Annotated in this window: 19 protein-coding genes and 1 pseudogene; 4 read left to right on the forward strand and 16 right to left on the reverse strand. The window is 47.7% G+C overall.

Annotated elements, in window-relative coordinates; all coding sequences use genetic code 11:
• Positions 1-5: 5 nt before the first annotated feature.
• The 6 genes and pseudogenes from WFI24_RS02365 to WFI24_RS02390 all read right to left on the reverse strand — a co-directional run bounded on the left by WFI24_RS02365 (position 6) and on the right by WFI24_RS02390 (position 6,821).
• Positions 6-1,307, reverse strand: coding sequence for a pyrimidine-nucleoside phosphorylase (locus WFI24_RS02365; RefSeq protein WP_076250401.1), 1,302 nt, complete (start codon positions 1,305-1,307; stop codon positions 6-8).
• A 244-nt stretch (positions 1,308-1,551) separates the two neighbouring features.
• Positions 1,552-2,259, reverse strand: a complete 708-nt coding sequence (gene deoD / locus WFI24_RS02370; RefSeq protein ID WP_017688193.1) for a purine-nucleoside phosphorylase — start codon at positions 2,257-2,259, stop codon at positions 1,552-1,554.
• A gap of 137 nt (positions 2,260-2,396) precedes the next feature.
• On the reverse strand, positions 2,397-3,575 hold the full coding sequence (gene deoB, locus WFI24_RS02375) for a phosphopentomutase (RefSeq protein WP_336758457.1): 1,179 nt from the start codon (positions 3,573-3,575) through the stop codon (positions 2,397-2,399).
• A gap of 29 nt (positions 3,576-3,604) precedes the next feature.
• The gene (locus tag WFI24_RS02380; protein ID WP_336758458.1) at positions 3,605-4,795 is read right to left on the reverse strand and encodes a NupC/NupG family nucleoside CNT transporter; all 1,191 of its coding nucleotides are present in this window, start codon (positions 4,793-4,795) and stop codon (positions 3,605-3,607) included.
• Positions 4,796-5,007: 212 nt separating this feature from the next.
• The gene (gene deoC, locus WFI24_RS02385; RefSeq protein ID WP_336758767.1) at positions 5,008-5,658 is read right to left on the reverse strand and encodes a deoxyribose-phosphate aldolase; all 651 of its coding nucleotides are present in this window, start codon (positions 5,656-5,658) and stop codon (positions 5,008-5,010) included.
• A 219-nt stretch (positions 5,659-5,877) separates the two neighbouring features.
• A pseudogene (locus WFI24_RS02390) lies at positions 5,878-6,821 on the reverse strand (sugar-binding transcriptional regulator).
• A gap of 236 nt (positions 6,822-7,057) precedes the next feature.
• Between WFI24_RS02390 and WFI24_RS02395 the strand changes: the two are divergent.
• Positions 7,058-7,684 carry an FMN-dependent NADH-azoreductase gene (locus tag WFI24_RS02395; protein ID WP_336758459.1) on the forward strand — a complete coding sequence of 209 codons (627 nt, stop codon included), beginning with the start codon at positions 7,058-7,060 and terminating at the stop codon, positions 7,682-7,684.
• A 317-nt stretch (positions 7,685-8,001) separates the two neighbouring features.
• Here the strand turns inward: WFI24_RS02395 and WFI24_RS02400 are convergent, their stop codons facing one another.
• The 4 genes from WFI24_RS02400 to WFI24_RS02415 form a co-directional block, all read right to left on the reverse strand.
• Positions 8,002-8,352, reverse strand: coding sequence for a hypothetical protein (locus WFI24_RS02400; protein ID WP_145321862.1), 351 nt, complete (start codon positions 8,350-8,352; stop codon positions 8,002-8,004).
• A gap of 131 nt (positions 8,353-8,483) precedes the next feature.
• A complete protein-coding gene (locus WFI24_RS02405) occupies positions 8,484-9,146 on the reverse strand; it encodes a class II aldolase/adducin family protein (RefSeq protein WP_336758461.1) in 663 nt (220 codons plus the stop codon).
• A 68-nt stretch (positions 9,147-9,214) separates the two neighbouring features.
• Positions 9,215-10,705 carry a rhamnulokinase gene (locus WFI24_RS02410; protein ID WP_336758463.1) on the reverse strand — a complete coding sequence of 497 codons (1,491 nt, stop codon included), beginning with the start codon at positions 10,703-10,705 and terminating at the stop codon, positions 9,215-9,217.
• 19 nt (positions 10,706-10,724) lie between these two features.
• Positions 10,725-12,515 carry an L-fucose isomerase gene (locus tag WFI24_RS02415; RefSeq protein ID WP_336758465.1) on the reverse strand — a complete coding sequence of 597 codons (1,791 nt, stop codon included), beginning with the start codon at positions 12,513-12,515 and terminating at the stop codon, positions 10,725-10,727.
• 413 nt (positions 12,516-12,928) lie between these two features.
• Here WFI24_RS02415 and WFI24_RS02420 point away from each other — a divergent pair, with 413 nt between their 5' ends.
• Positions 12,929-13,945 carry a LacI family DNA-binding transcriptional regulator gene (locus WFI24_RS02420; RefSeq protein ID WP_336758466.1) on the forward strand — a complete coding sequence of 339 codons (1,017 nt, stop codon included), beginning with the start codon at positions 12,929-12,931 and terminating at the stop codon, positions 13,943-13,945.
• A gap of 228 nt (positions 13,946-14,173) precedes the next feature.
• On the opposite strand, the gene WFI24_RS02425 is transcribed toward WFI24_RS02420, so the two are convergent.
• The 3 genes from WFI24_RS02425 to WFI24_RS02435 are packed head-to-tail and all read right to left on the reverse strand — an operon-like array spanning position 14,174 to position 16,870.
• A complete protein-coding gene (locus tag WFI24_RS02425) occupies positions 14,174-15,067 on the reverse strand; it encodes an NAD-dependent epimerase/dehydratase family protein (RefSeq protein ID WP_336758467.1) in 894 nt (297 codons plus the stop codon).
• 12 nt (positions 15,068-15,079) lie between these two features.
• The gene (locus WFI24_RS02430; protein WP_336758469.1) at positions 15,080-15,850 is read right to left on the reverse strand and encodes an SAM-dependent methyltransferase; all 771 of its coding nucleotides are present in this window, start codon (positions 15,848-15,850) and stop codon (positions 15,080-15,082) included.
• A 39-nt stretch (positions 15,851-15,889) separates the two neighbouring features.
• Positions 15,890-16,870, reverse strand: a complete 981-nt coding sequence (locus WFI24_RS02435) for a Gfo/Idh/MocA family protein (RefSeq protein WP_336758471.1) — start codon at positions 16,868-16,870, stop codon at positions 15,890-15,892.
• Positions 16,871-17,251: 381 nt separating this feature from the next.
• Here WFI24_RS02435 and WFI24_RS02440 point away from each other — a divergent pair, with 381 nt between their 5' ends.
• Both WFI24_RS02440 and WFI24_RS02445 read left to right on the forward strand, forming a co-directional pair.
• The gene (locus WFI24_RS02440) at positions 17,252-17,836 is read left to right on the forward strand and encodes a bifunctional transcriptional activator/DNA repair enzyme AdaA (protein WP_336758473.1); all 585 of its coding nucleotides are present in this window, start codon (positions 17,252-17,254) and stop codon (positions 17,834-17,836) included.
• Positions 17,833-18,651, forward strand: coding sequence for an SPL family radical SAM protein (locus WFI24_RS02445; RefSeq protein WP_336758475.1), 819 nt, complete (start codon positions 17,833-17,835; stop codon positions 18,649-18,651). The genes WFI24_RS02440 and WFI24_RS02445 overlap by 4 nt, the downstream gene beginning before the upstream one ends.
• A 161-nt stretch (positions 18,652-18,812) precedes the next feature.
• On the opposite strand, the gene WFI24_RS02450 is transcribed toward WFI24_RS02445, so the two are convergent.
• The 3 genes from WFI24_RS02450 to WFI24_RS02460 form a co-directional block, all read right to left on the reverse strand.
• On the reverse strand, positions 18,813-19,919 hold the full coding sequence (locus tag WFI24_RS02450; protein WP_336758477.1) for a Gfo/Idh/MocA family protein: 1,107 nt from the start codon (positions 19,917-19,919) through the stop codon (positions 18,813-18,815).
• Between the two features lie 96 nt (positions 19,920-20,015).
• Positions 20,016-20,741, reverse strand: coding sequence for a ThuA domain-containing protein (locus WFI24_RS02455; RefSeq protein WP_336758478.1), 726 nt, complete (start codon positions 20,739-20,741; stop codon positions 20,016-20,018).
• Positions 20,742-20,803: 62 nt separating this feature from the next.
• Positions 20,804-21,976 (reverse strand): Gfo/Idh/MocA family protein, encoded by a 1,173-nt coding sequence (locus tag WFI24_RS02460; RefSeq protein ID WP_145321882.1) that lies wholly within the window; start codon positions 21,974-21,976, stop codon positions 20,804-20,806.
• Positions 21,977-22,012: the final 36 nt, after the last annotated feature.

A 22,012-nucleotide genomic window follows, 5' to 3' on the forward strand; every position in this document is an offset into this window, starting at 1 on the left:
ATGTATTATTCCGTTACGATATCATGAACCAATACAGGCGCATCGGCATGATCCGCAATCGTAATGTTTTCTTTGATCTTCGCGATGACGTCTGCTACGTCTTCACGATTGGCATGGATCGTTACGAGGGACTCACCAGCTTTGACTGGGTCACCGACTTTTTTGTTCAGCATCAGACCAACCGCGAGATCGATCTCGGACTCTTTTGTTGCACGGCCTGCGCCGAGCAGCATTGCTGCAGTTCCGATTTCGTCAGCGACGATTCCGGCAACATAGCCATCTTTGTCTGCTGGAACTTCAACCAGATACTGTGCTTGAGGCAAGCGCTCTGGATGATCCACAACCGAAGCGTCTCCGCCTTGGTTTGCCAGGAAATCTTTGAATTTCTCCAGGGCTTTACCGTTCTGGATCACTTCTTTCAATTTCTCCTCAGCGTGCTCCAAGGAATCTGCCTTGCCAGCAAGGAATACCATCTGACGTCCAAGTGCCAGACACAGTTCTTCCAGATCTTTTGGACCTTTACCTTGCAGTGTGAGGATGGCTTCTTTCACTTCAAGTGCGTTACCAATCGCCAGACCCAGTGGTTGGGACATATCGGAGATAACAGCCATCGTTTTACGGCCAACATTGTTACCGATGCTTACCATGGCATGTGCCAATTCTTTGGCATCTTCTGTTGTCTTCATGAATGCACCAGCACCCGTCTTAACATCCAATACGATTGCATCTGCACCTGCTGCAATTTTCTTGCTCATGATGGAACTGGCGATCAGTGGAATGGAGTTAACGGTAGCTGTTACGTCACGCAGTGCATAGAGCTTTTTATCTGCAGGCGTAAGGTTACCACTTTGTCCAATAACTGCAACCTTGTGTTCGTTTACGAGACGAATGAACTCTTCTTTTTCAAGTTCTACGTGGAAGCCAGCAACGGATTCCAGCTTGTCTGTTGTGCCGCCCGTATGTCCAAGTCCACGTCCGGACATTTTGGCAACAGGAACATCCAGCGCAGCAACGAGCGGAGCGAGTACCAGTGTTGTTGTATCGCCCACCCCTCCTGTGGAGTGCTTGTCTACCTTGATGCCTTCGATGGCGGACAGGTCGATCGTTTCACCGGAATTCACCATCGACATCGTTAGATCAGCGCGTTCCTTGTCTGTCATATCTTTGAAGAATACCGCCATCGCCCATGCGCTGACTTGATAGTCCGGGATCTCCCCTTGTGTGTATCCTTGAACAACAAAATCAATCTCAGCCGTTGTCAGTTCTTTTCCGTCGCGTTTCTTGGCAATAATGTCTACCATTCTCATGATGATCTCTCCTTGTGTGTGTATTGATTGTATAGAACACTTTGATGTTAATTCGTTCCGGCCCCGGATCGTTCTTTTGATCGCTGTTGTCTCCAAGTTTTTTTGATCCATTTTGCAATGGAGAAAACTTGGAGGCAAAGGCGAACGCTGACGCTTCTTCAGAATCGATTCCGGTTCCTTCACTACGTGCTTATAACAAAAGTTTCGATCCAAATCAATGATTATTGAATATAAAATGCAACAATTACAGTGTGATTGCTGTGTCCAGGGCAACTACCATCATGTCGTTGAACGTTTTTTGGCGCTCTTCGGCAGATGTTTCTTCTCCTGTCAGCAAGTGGTCACTTACCGTCAGGATGGTCAGTGCGTTAACACCGAACTTAGCAGCGATGGTGTATAGTGCTGTTGTTTCCATCTCTACGCCCAGTACACCGTGCTTCATCAACTTCTCGGTTACGGAACGGTCATCGCGATAGAAAGAATCGGAGCTGAACACGTTACCGACATGAATTTTCATGCCTTTAGCTGTTGCACGGTCATATGCTTCTTTCAGCAGGGAGAACGTAGCGATTGGTGAGAAGTCATAACCACCGAATACGTGTTTGTTCATGCTGGAATCTGTACATGCTGCTTGTGCAAGGATGACGTCACGTACACGTACATGCTCCTGCATACCGCCACAAGTTCCTACACGAATCAGGTTTTTCACGCCATATTCGCTGATCAACTCATTAGCATAGATGGCGAAGGACGGAATACCCATCCCTGAACCTTGCACCGAAATCCGGTGTCCTTGATATGTACCTGTGTAACCGAGCATTCCACGAACCTCGTTGTAACATACAACATCTTCAAGGTACGTATCTGCAATATACTTCGCGCGCAAAGGGTCTCCTGGCAATAGGATCGTTTCTGCGATATCTCCGGGTTTTGCTCCAATATGTGTACTCATGAATGAATCTCCTCCAGTTATATGTTTATCTCTATTATGATGGCAGGAACCGGAGCAGCCTCAGCTACTCCGACATCCCTAATTCATTTTTTGAAAGAATACTTAAATCCCCAAAGTTTCCATTATCTAACCAAAACTTATTTCAAATCTTTCAGGAAGCTAGTACCGTATTCCGGCATTTTCACTCCAAAGTTCTCGGCTACGGTTGCGCCAAGGTCAGCAAATGTGCTGCGCAGATCAAGCTTTTTGCCCTCGCTGAAGCGCGGAGAGTAGGCAAGCAGTGGTACATATTCACGTGTATGGTCTGTACCACGGTAGGTTGGATCGTTACCATGGTCAGCTGTGATCAGGAGCAGGTCATCATTGGTCATTTTGGCAAAAATCTCTGGCAGCCGTGCATCATAGTCCTCAAGTGCCTGAGCATAACCTTGCGGATCACGACGGTGACCATACAGCGCATCAAAATCAACCAGGTTCAGGAAGCTGAGTCCAGTGAACTCTTCATCCATCGTTTCGGACAACTTGTCCATGCCATCCATGTTGGAGACAGTACGAACGGACTTGGTTACCCCTTCGCCATCGTAGATATCCGCAATTTTACCCAAGGCAATCACATCGAATCCACCATCTTGCAGTTCATTCATGACAGTACGACCAAACGGTTTAAGCGCATAGTCATGACGATTCGCAGTACGTTTCCAGTCACCCGCTTCACCTACAAATGGACGTGCAATAATGCGGCCTAGCATGTACGGATCTTCAAGTGTAATCTCACGGCAGAACTCACAGATCTCATACAGTTCTTTCAGTGGAACAACGTCCTCATGTGCTGCAATTTGTAGAACCGAATCAGCGGAAGTGTACACGATGAGCGCACCAGTTTCGACATGCTCTGCACCCAGCTCATCCAGAATTTCCGTGCCGCTGGCCGGTTTGTTACCGATCACCTTGCGGCCCGTTTTCTCTTCAATGCGCTTAATCAACTCATCAGGGAAACCATTCTCGAACACACGGAAAGGTGTATCAATGTAAAGACCCATCAGTTCCCAGTGACCTGTCATCGTGTCTTTGCCTCTGGATGCTTCCTGCATCTTGGTGTAATACGCTTTAGGTGCATCCGCTACAGGGACACCCTCGATTTCTTTGATGTTGGACAGTCCGAGACTGGCCATATGAGGCATTTTCAGACCTCCGCGTTCACGTGCAATATGACCGAAGGTATCTACATCAAAATCATCAAATTCTGCTGCATCCGGCGCTTCGCCGATCCCTACAGAATCCATAACGATCACATGTACTCTTTTAAATGTTGACATAATCTAAGCACTCCTTCCAATAATCCGGTTTACAAGAACAGTCCGGCGATGATCGCAGACAATACACTGACAAGCGATGCACCGTAAAGCAGTTTCAGACCGAAGCGGGCTACCACATTACCTTGTTTCTCATGAAGTCCCTTCACCGCACCAGCAATGATACCAATGGAGGAGAAGTTAGCGAACGATACGAGGAAGACGGATACGATCCCTGTTGTTCTGGCAGACAATAATGTCTCCTTTGCTAGAGCAAGCATGGCGACGAATTCGTTGGATACCATTTTGGTTGCCATAATACTTCCCGCCTGAATCGCTTCTTTCCAAGGAACACCCATAATAAAGGCTAATGGTGCAAACACATAACCAAGCAACTCCTGGAACGAAATACCAAGCACCGCGCTGAAAATTCCGTTAACAAGTGCAATCAAAGCAACAAAACCGATTAACATCGCAGCTACGATGATGGCGACTTTGAATCCATCCAAGATGTACTCGCCCAGCATTTCGAAGAAGGACTGTTTCTCCTCTTCCTGCACTTCCAATATATCTTCTTCCTCTGTAACCTCATAAGGATTCACAATGGAAGCAATGATAAAACCGCCAAACAGGTTCAGCACAAGTGCCGTAACCACATATTTCGGATCAATCATGGACATATAGGCACCGACAATCGACATCGATACCGTGGACATCGCCGAAGCACACAAGGTGTACAGCCGATGTTTTGGCAACAACCCAATTTGTTTTTTCACAGAAATGAACACTTCAGATTGCCCCAATACAGCCGAAGCAACCGCGTTATATGATTCCAGTTTGCCCATTCCGTTGATTTTGCTTAATACCAGACCAATATATTTTATAACAAAAGGTAAGATTCGGATATACTGCAATATCCCAATGAGTGCAGAGATGACAACGATTGGCATCAGGACGTTTAGGAAGAATGGAACACCGCCAGTTGCGTCTTCAACCTTCGTCAAATCACCAAATACAAACGCAATCCCTTCATTTGCATAATCAAGCAAACTTTTAAATACGGTGGCGAAGCCGCCAATGAGCCATGTCCCGACCCCTGTATTCAGCAAGGCATACGCCAGGATCACCTGTAAAACAACCATTACGGCCAGCGGCCGGTAGCGAATCTTCTTTTTACCGTTGCTTGCGATGTAAGCCAGTCCAAAAACAACGAGCAAGCCGATAAGGGCAATTAAAAATTTCATTTGATCTCTCCTTTGAAGGTAGTTAAGCCGGAAGTAAAATTCAGCTCAAAGGGTTCTTAAGGATTCTAAATCAGTATCCTTTCAGAAAACTTATGAAGCGCTTACAATAAGTTCAGTTATTTAAATTCTAAGTGTAAGAGTATCTTCTGTACCTGAGTTGAATACCCAAGTACAGAGAATATACCACTACATTTTAATGCATAAGCTTTTGCTTAATACGAAGATGTAGACTGACCGCCCTGCATGATCTTAACACCGGAGCTTGCACCGATCCGAGTTGCTCCCGCTTCGATCATTTTCTGCATATCTTCCAGGCTACGTACGCCACCGGAAGCTTTAACACCTACATCAGGACCTACAGTACGACGCATCAAAGCGATATCTTCTGGCGTTGCTCCACCTGTGGAGAAACCTGTAGAGGTTTTAACAAAATCAGCTCCAGCTCGCACAGCTGCCTGACAAGCACGTACTTTCTCTTCATCCGTCAACAGACAAGTTTCAATAATGACTTTCACCAAAGCTTTACCCGCAGCCGCTTCAACAACAGCACGAATATCTTGTTCAACGTAATCATCTTTGCCATCTTTCAAAGCACTGATGTTGATGACCATATCGACTTCAGTTGCACCTTTAGCAATCGCATCTTTAGTTTCGAAAGCTTTTGTCTCCGATGTGGACGCTCCCAGAGGGAAACCAATAACGGTGCAGATATCTACGCCAGAACCCTGCAACTGCTCAGCAGCATAAGCAACCCAGCCGGGATTAACACATACAGAAGCAAACTGGTATTGTTTCGCTTCTTCGGTTAACTTGGCCATTTCACTTTGTGTTGCGTCCGCACGAAGCAACGTATGATCGATCATTTTAGCTAATTGTGGTGTAGTCAATTGAATCTCTCCCTTATCTGAACTAGTTATTTTCTATACCCTTACACTAACATGAACATATGTAAAAATCAACTTGAACTTTTGTTCACAAGTCCATTTGTCGTTCTTGCTTCGTTATATTATATTTTCTGCCTAAAAAAGCAAAACATCCGCCCTTTTGTCGTGGCAGATGTTGTCATACATTTTCATTTGAAATTAGAATCGCAGTAATGCCTGAGCTGTGTACTGATCCGTAACCAGAATATTCGCATAATGACCTTTAAGCGCGGCGTGAATAGCTTCAATTTTACGTTGTCCACCGGCGACCAGGATTGATTTTTCCTTATTTCTCAATTCAGCCAGATCAATCCCGACGGTTCTGCTGTTAATCTCTTCACTGATCAACTGACCTTCCGCATCGAAAAAGCGTGAACAAATGTCGCCTGCACCTGAGTTCATCAGCAATTGTTGCTCTTCTTCATTGAAGTAACCGAGCCTGAATAATAATGCATCTTCCTTCACAGTACCTACGGTAAATAAGGCGATATTCGCCTGTCTGCCCAGTTCCACGATTCTGCCGATATGCCGATCCGCTTCCACCATGTTTTTTACTTCAATGTTGTCGAAAATAACAGGCAGCGGCAGATACCTTGGTACCGTGTGGAATGCCTCAGCGAACAAATGTACAATCTCAGCGGCATACGTATTGACATGGGAGTGGCTTACGCCCCCCTTCAATTGCACGACTTCGACACCTTTGACCTGTTTGGGACGAAGCTGGCGTGCTACGGCATGCATGGTTGTTCCCCAGGTCACCCCGATGATATCTGCATCCTGAACCGTCTCCTGAAGATAATCCGCTGCTCGTTTGCTGATATGTTTCTGGATTTCCTCATCACTCTTCAAAGGGGCAAAACACACTAGTGCCGTGCCGTATCGAGATCATATTTCGACTTGAGTTCTCCGGCAATGATGTCGATATCCTCCAGCGGGTCCATAATCTCAATGCGGACATACCCTCGATCCTTGGCGTACTGAAGTAATCGGGAGACCGTTGGACGCGATACGCCCAACCTTGCGGCAATATCCTGTTGGCTGTAATCGGACTGATAATACAATTTCGCTGCTTCAATGCTTAATCGTTGCTTCTCCAGGTCCATTCCCATGTGCGCTCATCTCACTCATCCTATTGTCTTTGGAAATTAAATACTCGTCCTGTATATTATACATGGATTGAGTATCTGGTCACTATATAGCATCTGATTCAGTATCATGATCATTCCATCTGGTTCATTTCTAACGTATAAAATGAGGCAAACGATGCATACTACTGCGGTCGCTTCATTGCTACCAACATCGGTTCACCCCCATGAATCGCATAGAGAGGAAGAACAACATGTCTACCTTATTGTATATTACTGCCCATCCTCATGATCATGAAACCTCCTTTAGCATGGCTACAGGTAAAGCATTTATTGACGCGTATCGTGAAAGTCACCCTTCTGATGAGGTTGTTCATCTCGATCTGTATCGCTCGGACATTCCCCATATCGATGCGGATGTCTTCAGTGGATGGGGCAAACTGCAATCGGGCAGTGACCTGACTGCCGAAGAGCAGACGAAAGTAAGTCGTTTGAATGAACTGTCGGATCAATTTGCCGCAGCAGATAAATATGTTTTTGTAACCCCGATGTGGAACTTCTCGTTCCCTCCGATCCTAAAGGCTTATGTTGACTCCATCTGCGTAGCTGGCAAAACATTTCGTTATACCGAACAAGGTCCTGTTGGACTGTTGTCTGACAAAAAAGCGTTGCATATTCAGGCCCGTGGTGGCATTTATTCCGAAGGCCCAGCGGCCCAGATGGAATCCGGTCATCGTTACTTAAGCATTATCATGTCATTCCTCGGTGTGCCGAAGCTTGATGGCATTTTTGTTGAGGGGCACAATCAGTATAAAGATCGTGCGGATGAGATCAAGCAACAAGCTATAGAGCAGGCACGCACTCTCGCAAAACAATTTTAGAAAGGTAGTTCAAAAAGTCCGCTTTTGATTACGAATTATGCCTAGTGGCATCATCAGCATCGAATATGGGATTCACCCGAACTAAGCAGAGGCTTACGAAGTATGTTTCCTTTGGAAACATTGTAGTTGCTCACGTAGTTCCCTACGCTCGGCTACTCCATTTCTAGCTTCATCCCATCTTCTCGGTACTGAAAACCGACCTTTTTGAACACTCACTTAAAGTGTAGTAAACAATCAAAACATAAACAAAACCCGCGTGCGACCTAGGGGATAATCCCAGGAAACACGCGGGTTTCAATGTATAATCAACCTAGAGCTTATTGATGTCCAGCGCTGGCACGGCTCATGGTTTCAAGTTTACGTGTGATGGCATGACGGTCCACTTTCAATCCCCAGATCATTTCAATAATCTGCTCTTTCTCTTCTGGATTGTCAGCATGCTTCAGTTGCATTAACAGATCATGCATCTGTTCATTAATCCCTTCAAATTGACTCCATAAATCCTGTCTTACTTCCTTTGAATCCAGATGATGATTCGCATCGACTTCTTCCTTCAATGCTTGGAGAATAGCATCTTTCCATTCCTCATCACCTAGCTGTTTCGCTATGTTCAGGAGATCCAGATAATCGTCAACAAGAAGTGAGTTCAATTCAGCATGTGTTTTCATCGTTTATTGCATCCCCTTTTCATCTATTTACCCAGTATTATACTCGGTATTTCAGGTTATGCAATAGTTGTCGAGAAAAATAGTGGATTATCCAGTTTCGTGTCAGGTTTTGACGAATGATTAATCTTCGTTTAAGACTTGAGTTGTTGCAACAGCTGAACACGGTAAGCTTCACTTTCAAGGGACTGAATTTCCTTGTATTCTTCAGCAGTAAGCACTTTGGGTTCCCCGGCCGCCTTTGCGATCATATACACCTTGGCGCTTTCTTCCACTACCTGGGTGCGATAATAAGCTTCACGGAGGTTTTTGCCCGTCGTGACCAATCCGTGATTGACGAGAATAAGTGCCGTATGTTCTTCTACCTTTGCAGAGACTGCATCGGCAAGTAGTTTCGTCGTTGGCAGAACATATGGAACGAACCCAATATCGCCCACCAATGCCGACTGATCAGGGAACAGGTGTGGCAACTCATCGAAAACGAGACTGAGTGCAATGGTATATGCCGGATGCGTGTGCACTATGGCTTGGATATCAGGATTCACACGATAACTGTACAGGTGCATTAATACTTCGGAAGACGGACGTGTTGATCCCGCACTAGTCGCCCCTGTCTCGATATCAATAGCGATCCACTCTTCAGGCTCCAGATCCTCAAGTGCATAACCACTTGGAGACAACAGCATCGTCCCTTCGGATCGGGCGCTCAGATTCCCACCAGGTCCTACCACAAGCCCTTGGGCAACTGCTCTGCGGGCATACTTCGTCAACTCTTCCCTTATTTGCTGTTCAGACATGTTCCTCACCACTCCTCGTACTTTTCTTTGTATATTTTCGTCAATGCTCATTTCATAGAATCTGTTCATTACCTTTTGACTTGATTCAGACTTTGGTAGTTTTCATAAGCTTCCTGCCACCGCTCTATATCCTCAGGTTCATAGGTCTCGGGGGAAAAGGAAGCAGCCATGACCTCCCGGACCTCGGCCAAGCTACTCACTTCTCCATGTGCAAGGAATTGCAGCATGCAATTCCCGGCTGACGTCGCCTCTGCCGGGCCTGCCACCACCGGGACACCGGCTGCATTGGCTGTAAACTGGCACAATAGTGGATTGTGTACACCGCCACCAACCATATGAATGACACGAGGTCTTGTACCTGTGATCAACTGCAATTCATCCAGGTTCTGCCTAAATTCCAGGGCCAGGCTTTCCAGAATACAACGCACAATCGCCCCAGTCGTTTCCGGTACAATCTGTCCGCTGGCACTGCATTGTTGGCGTATGCGTTCAGCCATATTCCCTGGCGCCAAATACACGCCATCTCCGGGCGATACATAACTTTGATGCGGCGTTGCCAAGGTAGCCAGCTGAATCAGTTCTTCATGTGTAAAAAGTTGATTCTCCCGCTCCCATTGCCGTTTGCATTCCTGCAGCAGCCACAGGCCTGAACGATTTTTCAAGGTGCGGACTTTGCCGCTGACCGTCCCTTCATTCGTAAACCCCAATACACGGCTTCGTTCATCCAACACAGGTGCATCACGCTCTACACCCATAAGAGACCAGGTTCCACAGCTTATAAACGCGAAATTTGAATCCATCGCAGGGATCGCTGCCAAGGCAGAGGCGGTATCATGTGATCCCACTGAGATTATCTGCATCGGTCCAGTCCGTAATTCCGCGCACAAGTCATCCGTTAACTGCCCCAGTATGGTCCCGGGCTGAACAAGCCTCGGAAATAATGTTTCCGGTATACCGAGACGCCCGATCAGTTGTTCATTCCAACGGGCCTCGCCTGCATGCAATAGCCCGCTGGTGCTGGCAATCGTATACTCACAAGCCTGCTGACCGGATAGATAATAATGAAATAAGTCAGGCATGAATAACATGCGCACTTCCGGACGTATACCTTCAGCATGCTCTCGTACACTGCCTAGTAATTGAAATACCGTATTGATCTGCTGTGGCAGGACGCCGGACATGGCATACAGTTCTTCTTCTTTTACCATGTGCAGAACTTCTCTCATCCACTGCGCATTGCGTGCCTCCCGATAATGGCGCGGGTTTCCGCATAATCTTCCCGTCCGATCCACCAGTCCGAAGTCTACTCCCCACGTATCTACCGCAATGGAACGGATCGCATACGCCTCTCCTTGCGTCCCTTTTACAATGCCTTGTTTTAATTCATGAAAAAGTCGCAAGAAATCCCAATACAATCCGTCCCCCAGCTGCACGGGTTCATTGCTGAAACGGTGCACTTCTTGTAAAGACAGTCTGTTGCCATCAAAAGAACCCCGGACTACGCGTCCACTTCCAGCGCCGTAATCTGCAGCAAGCACATGTGTTGCTTGATTTCCCATTCTCCCATGCCTCCTTGCTTTAACGATACAGCGGGCCGAACACACTGCAAGCACGGTAGTCTGCGCTCTCTGGCTCACTTGTGCCGAATAATCCCCATGCACGTGGACGGAAAATCTCCGATTCAGGGACATTATGCATGTTGACCGGGATGCGAAGCATGGAAGCCAGCGTAATCAGATCAGCACCGATATGACCATATGAGATGGAGCCATGGTTCGCACCCCATTGGTTCATGACCTCGTATACCGAAGTAAACGCTCCCGATCCGGTTAGAACAGGTGCAAACCAGGTGGATGGCCAGGTTGGATCTGTCCGCTGATCCAGCGTATCATGTACATCTTCAGGCAGATCGACCGTGTAACCCTGAGCGATTTGCAGCACTGGACCCAGTCCTTTGACCAGATTCAGACGTGTCATCGTTACAGGCATGCCGCCTTTGGTCAAGAAATCCGCTGAATAGCCGCCCCCGCGGAAATACTCTACGGATGCCGGTCTCCACGATGTTGCTTTTAGACAATCCTGAACTTCCTCATCTGTAATTTCCCAGAAAGGCTTGAGCACAGGCTTCCCATCTCTGGACTGTTGTCCGGTGCCATCCAATGCTGCGGAACCCGAGTTAATCAGATGCAGAATGCCGTCCTTCGCGTTTCCTTCCAACTGGTGCCCCGTCACACGCTGTACCGAATCCGGACTCCAATACGTGCGCACATCAGCGAAGATCTGAGCCGTATGCGTGAGTAACGAACCAAATAACATGGACACACCGTTCAAGCTATCATTCTCCGTTGCAACGAGATAAGGCGCACGTTTGCCATTCCAGTCAAAGGAAGAATTCAGTATCGACTCCAGAAAATCTCCGTTAGGTGAATGGTCTGTCCATTGCCGTTGTCCCTGGAAGCCGGATACAATCGCGTGATGGCCCATCGATTCTTCTGTAAACCCAAGCTCTGCCAACCTTGGATTGCCCGACATCAAGTCACGCACGATTTGTGTCATTTTCACAACCGTTTCCCATTCGTACTCTTTACGTTTACGATCCGTTTGCAGATGGGCAGCGTTGTTGTCCGGACCTTCGCTACAATTCTCCTTCACCCAGGCCAGTGCGAGCTTATACTCCTCGGGGTCGTAGATTTCTTCTTCAATACGACGAGTGAGTTCGCTCATATCCACATATTCATTCCGCATGCCCAGATACTCCTGAAAAAATGAGTCGTTCACAATCGAGCCAGCAATCCCCATGGATACCGATCCAATCGACAGATAGGCTTGCCCTTTCAAGGTAGCGGCTGCAAGACCCGCACGGCTGAAACGGAGCAACTTCTCACGTACGTCATCGGGAATCGTTGTATCTCCTCCATCCTGAACATCCTCTCCATAGATCCCAAAGGCAGGAATGCCCTTCTGTGCATGGGCTGAGAGAACTGCCGCCAGATATACAGCACCCGGACGTTCAGTTCCGTTAAACCCCCAGATGGCTGTTGGAGTGGATGGCGACATATCCATCGTTTCCGTACCGTAACACCAGCACGGTGTCACGGTAATTGTTACACCCACGTTCGAACGGCTGAACAGTTCCGCTGCTGCGGCCGCTTCAGCTACCCCTCCAATGCAGGTCTCAGCAACAACACACTCTACTGCTGAGCCGTCAGGATACCGTAGTTCGGCTGCAAGCAGCTCGGCCACAGACGTCGCCATCCGCATCGTTTGTTCTTCCAGTGACTCCCGAACGCCTTTGCGTCTTCCATCAATCGTGGGACGAATACCAATCTTGGGGAAAGCCTGCTTATAACGATAATCCTGATGTGTCATACGAGAATGTCCTCCTTCAATTCGCTTCATAGAATTTGGTATGAATTGAGAAACCTTCTGTCTGATCCATATGCATTGATTAGAATGAGATAATACGGAATTACAACCGATACCCGAGTTACACGCAAGACCTGCTTACACAAATGAACAAGTGTAGTTCTTCGCTATTTGAATACGTTTACATAATTTCAAAAAAACAATAAACCATTTCATTAATCAGCCTTGTATGTAGTTCCTCTATTCAAGAAGATGGAACATGCATGAGCGAATTTAACGAAATGGTTTATGTAGTAAGGACGTTCAGAACCCACATAGGGTTATCGGTAACCCTAACATAGCATGAGCCTATCTTGCTGTCAATTGGCATTATCCTATAGAATGGTAAGACTATGTTGCGGAAAGGTTAGATTCTATTGATTACGATTTACGATATTGCCAAAAAAGCCAACGTCTCCGCCATGACGGTATCCAAGGTTATTAATCATACTGGCCGCATAAGTTCTGCGACACGCGAACGTGTGCAACAGGTGATCGACGAACTTGGATATATTCCGAACTCCAATGCACGCAGCCTTGTGCTTCAACGAACCCAGATGCTGTCATTACTCATTACGGATATTACCAACCCTTTTTATACAACACTGGCCCGTGGTGCTGAAGATGCAGCCCATCTTCGTGGGTACCGGCTCTTATTCGGCAACAGTGACGAGGATTACGACAAGGAAAAGGATTACGTGGATGCTATTCTGTCTACTCGCGTGGATGGTGTACTATATGCCCCAGCGGGAGATCGTTCTCTCACTCATCTGAAACAGTTGCAGGAACGTAACATTCCATTTGTCTTTCTGGATCGGACGGTACCTGGCATTACGTCTGATATCATTGCTGGAGATAGCAGGGAAGGTGCAATTGAATTGATCCGTTACTTGGTGAAATTAGGGCATCGGCGCATTGCACTGGTCAATGGTTCTTCGGAGGTTTCTACCGCCAGACTGCGGGAGGAAGGTTATATATCGGGTTTACGTGAGGCCGGAGCTGATATCGATCCCGAGCTTGTGCTTCGAACCGGGTACCGGGATTTCAGCGATGAAGAAGGACTGGATGGACTACTCTCTCAACCGGATCAACCAACAGCCATTTTTGCCGCCAACAACATGCTGGCGATTGGGGTCATTCGGCTTTTGCGCAAACGAGGACTGCATGTACCAGAAGACATCTCTGTTGTGTGCTTCGACGATCTGGATCTGGCTTCCGCCTTTGACCCTTTTCTTACCGTAGCTGCACAGCCCGCATATGATTTTGGATTTCGAGGGGTACAGATGCTGATTGACCGAATTGAGGGCATGGCCCCTTCCGAAGCCCAAACCGTCATTCTACCGTCAGAACTGCGCATACGGGCTTCAGCTACTGCTCCACGTGAGCAAAAATAGAGTAAAGCACCAGAGTTGACCAAATATTATCGTGTAAATGATTAGTCCCACTTATCTGGATTAGGTCCCGTTCAAATTCGAAAAATGTACAACATAAAAAGGGTGCACCGGAGATTACGCTCTGGTTACACCCTTTTTGATATTCATTCGTTAGATGACCTGTTCGTCCGAACCGGTCATTTCGTCAGGTTCATTCAGTTTCATTATGGTTCCATCCATGCCGATATTCTACCGCTCCGACTGTAATGCGAGAGCGACCTCACGAACGAGTCCCGGGAACCAGTCCATCAGAGCTTCGAACGTATAACCTGCTTGTTCTGCCTTGGTCGTCTCCATCGTCCATGATTGCTCGATCCCGAAGGGTGACATGTCTTCTTTCACAGTTTCCTTAAGGATCTGGGACTGCATGCCCGTGACCGTCTCGATCAGATGCATCATGGCTGACAGCGTAATCGCACCCTTGGATGCTGCATTCACCGGACCAGTAATGGACGAATGTCCAAGCCACGCGAGAAATCTTGCCGCTTCTGTGGAATTGATGAATCCAATCTCCGCATCCGGATTTGGCATGCCGATCGGTTTTCCTTTTTGTACATGTTCAATATGAAAATGAAGTCTTCTCGTATAATCATCAATCCCGAGTACAATGGGAATACGCATCGCCACAACCGGGAAATCTGCTTCCTGGAAAAATACAGCCTCCGCAAGCCGTTTGCCTTCTCCATACGAAAAATCCTCCGCACTCCCATACTGTAATGGATATGTATACGGGTCAAAATCCGTTTCCTTAAATCCAGGTCGGGGATCACCGTATACCGAGAGTGTGGATGTCAGAACGTATCTTTTGGTGCGTCCTGCAAAAGCTTCACATGCCGCTTTCGCCGCATCTGGGGAATAACAGATATTATCGTACACAACATCCCACATGTCTGTCTGTGCAACCTCTGCCAGAGATTCCGGGTCTTCACGATCCATCTTGATTCGGTTGACTTCGGGTCCGAAGTCAACATCCGTTTTACCACGAGTTGCGACTGTGATCTGAGACTTCCCTTCCCACAGCAAGTGATCCACCAGACGTTTACCGAAAAAACGTGTACCCCCAAGTATAAGTACTTTATTCATCCAAAAAACCTCCTATCTTGTTCGATTATGTTTAACAATTTGAAGCATCGTGTGAGCGTTCCGTTGAAACTCATAAGCTGTTGGTTCTTCGGATACGATGCACCCACGCTCTTCGAGTATTACTTTTAATTCATCCATGTGCTTGTAACGTTCACCAGACAGATCCACTGTTGGAAAAATGCGAACCTCTCGTTTGCTCACACGCAGCAGCTCCATCACGGTTGCAACATGAAAATCAACATCCAATCGATCCGCATACGTAAACAGGAAATGGGCAGATAACGTCAGCTCGAATTGTTCATCCGTAAAGGGTAGATCCGGGAGCATAGACGCCTCATAACGGTCAGGAAACATTCTCATATCTACAATGCAATCTGTGATGGCACGAGTTCGTTCTTCCTTTAACCCCTGGATTGATCCAAATTGATCCCACACATATATGCCTTGCACCGATTCCATCTGTTTCATCGTATGCTCAATGTCCTGAAATCCCTTTACCTCAAGCTCGTCGATCTCATATTTGTAGGCCATATCCACGGCCATGGGGTCTGCACCCAACTTGCGCGCCTTGCTACTAAACGAACATGCTCCACCTGGACAATCCAAAATGGACTTGCCTGTAAGATCCTCCACGGTCAGGTTGAACATCTTCATATATTCCTCAAAGGTTCTTCCTATGAAAACAATCTGTGTCAGTTCCAAACCTCCAGAATCATTGGACTGCTGATCTTCTCCGCTGTTCTTCTGACCCTCTCTACTCTTGCTCTGCTCATCTCTGCTCATCTCTGCTCATCTCGTCTCAGCTTCCTTTCCTGCGCTTAATCAATCGTTAGGGAACACAAGCCCAATCTGCTTCCGAATCTGATCCATGACCTGCATCGTAACATCGGAGCGTTCATACGTGTTCATGTCAGACTCCTTTTTGCCTTCATGAACCAGATTCACAAACTCCTCCACTTCATAATACATCGCCGGATGGTTTTGTTCGACTGTGAGCTGCTCCACCGTACCGTCATTGTATCGTATCTCTGCATGTTCCGGTGAGCCAATCTTGTCAATGATAATGCTGCCCAGTTCCCCCATAATTTCGCTTGGTAGATGAGAATTGGAGATTTTGGAGTATGTAACAACCGCATCCATCCCATCATAATCCAGCAGCACACTGCCTTGTCCATCCACGCCAGATTCCAGCATCATTGCTTGGGATTGAACCCGGTTAGGTGCACCGAACAATGTAATCAATGGGTAGAGACAATATACACCGAGATCCATTAACGCACCATTGGCGAGTTCAGGCTTGAACGCATTCAGGACGATCCCCTCTTTGTACTTGTCGTAACGCGAAGAATACTGAGAGTATCCTGCTACGTATTTACGGACAGGACCGATTTTATGCAGGTTCTTCTGCACCATTTTGAACTGGGGAACTAGGGTAGATTTCATCGCTTCCATGAGCAGAACTTGATGTTCTCGTGCCGTATCAATCATGCTCCGAACTTCGGCGCTATTTGCAGCCAGAGGTTTCTCGCACAATACATGTTTACCGTTTCTCAGAAAAAGCTCAGCCTGCTCCGCATGAACCGTATTCGGTGTTGCAATGTAGACTGCGTCGATTACATCACTTGCCGCCATGTCTTCCAGATCGGTGAAACGATGTTCAACCTCATATTTATCTGCAAATGCGTTAGCCTTATCTTCAGTTCTTGAATACACGGCGGTCAATTTGAATCCATCAACCTGTGCTGCGGCTTCCAGAAGCCTTTCTGTAATCCAGTTGGTACCCACTACGCCAAAACGAACCATGCCTACCTACCTCTTTCGTCTATAAATTTCATTTGAGTTCTATATAAGTTCAACTAAAGAATATTTACACTTACCACTCCGATGACAGAATAACCTTCCGATCGCTGTTATCCCCAGATTTTTTTAATTCCCTTCTTAAATGGGAAAATCTGGGGATAAAGGCGAACGCTTCGCTTCTTCACGTTATTTCTGTCCTCTCCGTTCTCGTGTAGAAAGTTTAGTTGAACCTATATAACCTGTATACCATCCTGTATATTGTAGCTCATATTTCGTTCAGATTGAAGGAAGGACTATATCCCAAGTATTGATATCTTGCTTTTCAAGTCGAAACTTCGTCACTCCCTTGGAATCAGGGTTATAATTAGAGATGAGGTGATCACCGTGGAAAGTCGAGATCAAGATCGCGCACTGCCCGAATCTATAGAGGAAAAATATTGGCATGCCATCATCCACAACGATAATTCTTATGATGGAACGTTCTTTTACGGTGTGCAGACAACGGGTATCTTTTGCCGACCTTCCTGTAAGTCCAGAGCACCCAAAGCTGAAAATGTGCTGATATTTCACCATGTTGAAGAAGCGTTAGCACAAAAGTTCAGACCCTGCAAACGTTGTAAACCTACAGGCGAGCGGGTACCTGATCAGGAGTGGATATACGGGATCACGGATTACATCGAACATCATTACGCCGAACCTCTAACCTTGGATGTCCTTGCCACTGTAAGTCATGGCAGTCCTTATCATCTGCATCGTGTGTTCAAGCGGATTACAGGCCGCACACCGGTTCAATATATTCAGGATAAACGAATCACCGAAGCCCGGAAGTTGCTTGAACATACCGGACTTACCGTCACCGATATTGGCCGCCATGTCGGTATACCTAACTCAGCTTATTTCATTACTGTATTTCGCAAACACACAAGTCTCACACCTGCACACTACCGCGAAAGGCATGAGAACTTATGAAGACAAATCTTACGTACAAAGTCCCCAAAACGTTACTCAACAAGGGAACAGGGTTCCTTAATGGATATACACATACGCTGAATCCTTACACAGGCTGCGCCTTCGGTTGTTCCTATTGTTATGTCAGACAGATGCCTGTTTCCTTATTTCGCAAAGAGGATTGGGGGAGCTGGGTGGATGTGAAACAGGAGGCTTCTCGAGTATTCGCCAAAGAATTGCAGCGTGCCTTAATGAAAGGAAAAGTCACTCTGTTCATGTCCTCCAGTACCGACCCGTATCAACCCGCCGAATACAAGGAGTGTATCACGCGTTCATTACTTGAAACGATGGTACAGCATCCTCCAGATTTCGTATTAGTCCAGACCCGCAGTCCACTCGTTACCCGGGATATAGATCTGCTACAGCAGTTAGGTGACCGGGTTCGGGTCAGCATGACGGTAGAGACGGATCTGGACGATATGCGCAAGAATTTCAGTCCTTCCGCTCCCCCAATTGCAGGCCGATTACGTGCACTGGAACAGTTGCGGGATGCCGGAATACCCACGCAGGTTGCGATTGCTCCCGTATTACCCAGCAGTGAACAGTTTGCAGCCATCTTGAGACCTCTGGTTCAGCGTGTATGCATTGACGATTATTTCATGGGCGATGGCAGCGAGGGCAAGCGAACCCGGCGACTCGGAATGGAGTCGCTCTATCAAGAAGTGGGGATGGAGCATTGGTATCATCCAGATGCGTATCAGACTGTTGTACAGCGGATGAAAAACGTTTTTGCCGAAGATGAAATCTGGATCAGTCAGGCGGGATTCGAGCCCTAAATAGCTATATAAGTTGAATTAAAGCACTGGTCATTCCGATGACAAAACAACCTTCTGATCGCTGTTATCCTCAGATTTTTTTGATTTAATAAAAAACAGCCCCTTTTCCTTGTTCGAAGGAAAAGGGGCTGTTCATTATGACATAAGCAATAATGGCTATCTTATTTATCCAATGTATACAATGGCAGATCCACCGGCAATGCAGCCGGGCGCTGACACGAGCTTTTCATCTGGTAGAATGTCTGTTCATCTGATGAATCGTGGAATGCCCACATGGCCTCAAGGACGTGGTAAGCCAGTTCCCCGCTCGCCCGATGTGCACGTCCACTATGGGCTGCATAGGCCATATCGGCCACACCGATGCCGCGTGTATTCTCCTGATAGCCTGGGAGAAGCGGAACTTCCGTCCATTCCTGTTCGCCCAGCAAGCGGTAACGAACCGGACCACCGAAAGTATTGGGGTCAGGTACCTGCAATGTACCGTGCGTGCCATATATCTCAATCGGTGGCAGTGCACTTCCGCCAAATACATCAAAGCTCGTAATCAGCGTGCCAATGGCTCCCTGCTCAAACTGCAACAGACCCGTGACGTGAGTTGGAATTTCGACGGGAACCGTCTGGCCTCTCTTTTTCTCACTCGTAATCGTCCGTTCTTCCATGGCTTTACCTGTCATACCTGCAATCGACTTGATCGGGCCCATCAGTTGGACCAATGCGGTGAGATAGTATGGACCCATGTCAAACATCGGCCCACCGCCTGACGCGTAATAAAACTCCGGATCTGGGTGCCAGTGCTCATGACCACGGCTCATCATAAATGCGGTCGCCGCCACCGGCTTGCCGATCACTCCCTCCTCCACCAATTGAAGTGAAGTCTGGATGCCTGAACCGAAGAACGTCTCTGGCGCGCAGCCCACGAGCAGTCCTTTACGCTTCGCCGTTTCGAGCACGGCTTGACCTTCCTCACGGGTAACCGCGAGCGGTTTTTCTACATAGACATGTTTGCCTGCTTCAAGTGCACGTAAGCATACATCCGCATGAACGGAAGGAATCGTCAGGTTGATGATCAGCTCGATCTCGGGATCAGCCAAGATTTCGTCGACGCTGTATACGTTAGGCACATTATAGGCTGCTGCCTGCTCCTCGGCACGCTTCCGGTCGAGATCCGCAACCGCAACAAGTTCCAGCACCTCGAACCGGTGACAGTTTTCCATATAGATGCCGCTGATTTTACCGCAGCCAATAATACCTACTTTCATTGTTTTCATACCTGGGGCTCCCTTCGCCGTGGATCAGAAATGGTTTATCCATTGAGGATGAAACGTTGAAACTGACATTACGTTTGCAATTAAACTACAATCTCATTAGTTCTGATTGTCCGCCATACCTGTGTACACTTCATGTACTGCACTCGCCCGGGTCTTGGCAAGCTCTTTGCCTGCTGCCGTCCATTTGAAGCCACTGCGCATCATTTCAGTTACGGGTTTCATGTCCACAATGTCCGCATGGTGTCCCAGTGAGTTATAGAATACCCGTCCTGCGCCCCAGCGTTTCGTCCAGACTACAGGCATATCTACGGGTCCATTCGCCGCATGCGGCCCAGTCACCACTGGAAAACGAGTCGTTGCCAGCACTTCCACGGCCGGGTCTACGTGCAGGTAGTACTGTTCACTTTTCACCTGAAAATCTTCAATATGGTCCAATAACGGGCTAGAGCCGCGCTTCATGTTCACCATGTACTCCACGCCATCGTTGCCTGGATGGGCAACCCATTGTCCACCCGTCATAAACTGCCAGTCCACGTTATTTCGGAAGGCATCACACATGCCACCATGAATACCAGCCAAGCCCACGCCGCTCTGAACAGCCGCTGATACGTTATTGACCAGTTCCTGTTCAATCTGTCCCATTGTCCACAACGGCACGATCAGATCCAGACCCAGCAGCTTCTCGGCATCCGCATAAGACTCCAACGTATTCGAGACTTCAACCTCAAACTGTTCTTCCTTCAAAATGCGTTCAAAAATCGCCGCTACCTGCTCCGGTTCATGTCCATCCCAGCCGCCCCATACAATCAGTGCTTTACTCATCGTTCAATCACTCGCTTTCGGATAGTTTAGTTGTGGTTCCATCCCTCGCTTGCCTTACTTGCTTACATCTCTTCAAGCGTTACCCAGCGCCGCTCCGTCACCGAACGTTCTACGGCTTCCAGTACAGCCTGACAGGCGACCCCGTCGTGGAAACTCGGTGATGGTTGTCGTCCTTCAGAGATCGCTGTCACCAGCTCCAGCATTTCATGTGTGAACGTGTGCTCGAATCCAATCGTATGTCCGGCAGGCCACCAGGCTTCGGAATATTTGTGTGCCGGATCAGTCGCCAGTACACGGCGAAATCCCTGTACGTCCTCTTCATCCTTTGTAAAATACACTTCCAGTTCATTCATCCGTTCAAAATCAAATCGTACGCTACCGAGACTACCGTTAATCTCAAACGAGTTCGTACTGCGATGACCTGCTGCAAAGCGTGTAGCCTCGAAGCTTCCTAGCGCACCTCCAGCGAATCGTGCCAAGAAAAGTGTGGCATCATCAACAGTTACTTCTCCCTTCGGTGCATCTGCATTGGAACTGCCCTTGGCACTTAGTCCGGTCATCTCAGATGCAAGTGGTCGCTCTTTGATGAAGGTTTCGCTCATGCCGATGACTTCCTGGAATTCACCGACGAGGAAACGCGCCAGATCGATTAAGTGCGCACCCAGGTCCCCATGGGATCCGGAGCCAGCCACTTCTTTTTGCAGACGCCATACCAGCGGGAACGAAGGGTCCATGATCCAGTCCTGAAGGAAGAACGCACGGAAATGATAGATCTTACCCAGTCTTCCGCTCTCCACCAGATCCTTGGCTAATTGCACCGCTGGTGAGAACCGATAATTGAACCCGACCATATGGGCGACTCCAGCATCCTCTGCTGCCTGAAGCATCTCACGTGAATCCGCGAGCGACAGGGCCAGTGGTTTCTCACAGAACAGATGCTTGCCTTGACGGGCTGCCTCCAGTGCAATTTCCTTATGGGCATCACTTGGCGCGTTAATATCAATCAGATCGATATCATCTCGTTTCACAAGCTCGCGCCAATCCGTAACGCTTTCAGACCAACCAAATTGGTTCGCTGCCTCCTGTACTCCCTGCTCGTTGCGACCACAGATGACAGACATCTCAGGCTGCAGTGGAGCAGAAGGGAAGAACATTGGCAGACTGCGATATGCGTTGCTGTGGGCCTTCCCCATAAACTTGTATCCAACCATTCCGACACGAAGACGATTTGACATGGTCATTTCCTCCTTTTGGAATATAAGTAGTCTTTC

Source organism: Paenibacillus sp. USHLN196 (assembly GCF_037144955.1).
In the GTDB taxonomy this organism is placed as follows: Bacteria; Bacillota; Bacilli; order Paenibacillales; family Paenibacillaceae; genus Paenibacillus; species Paenibacillus xylanexedens_C.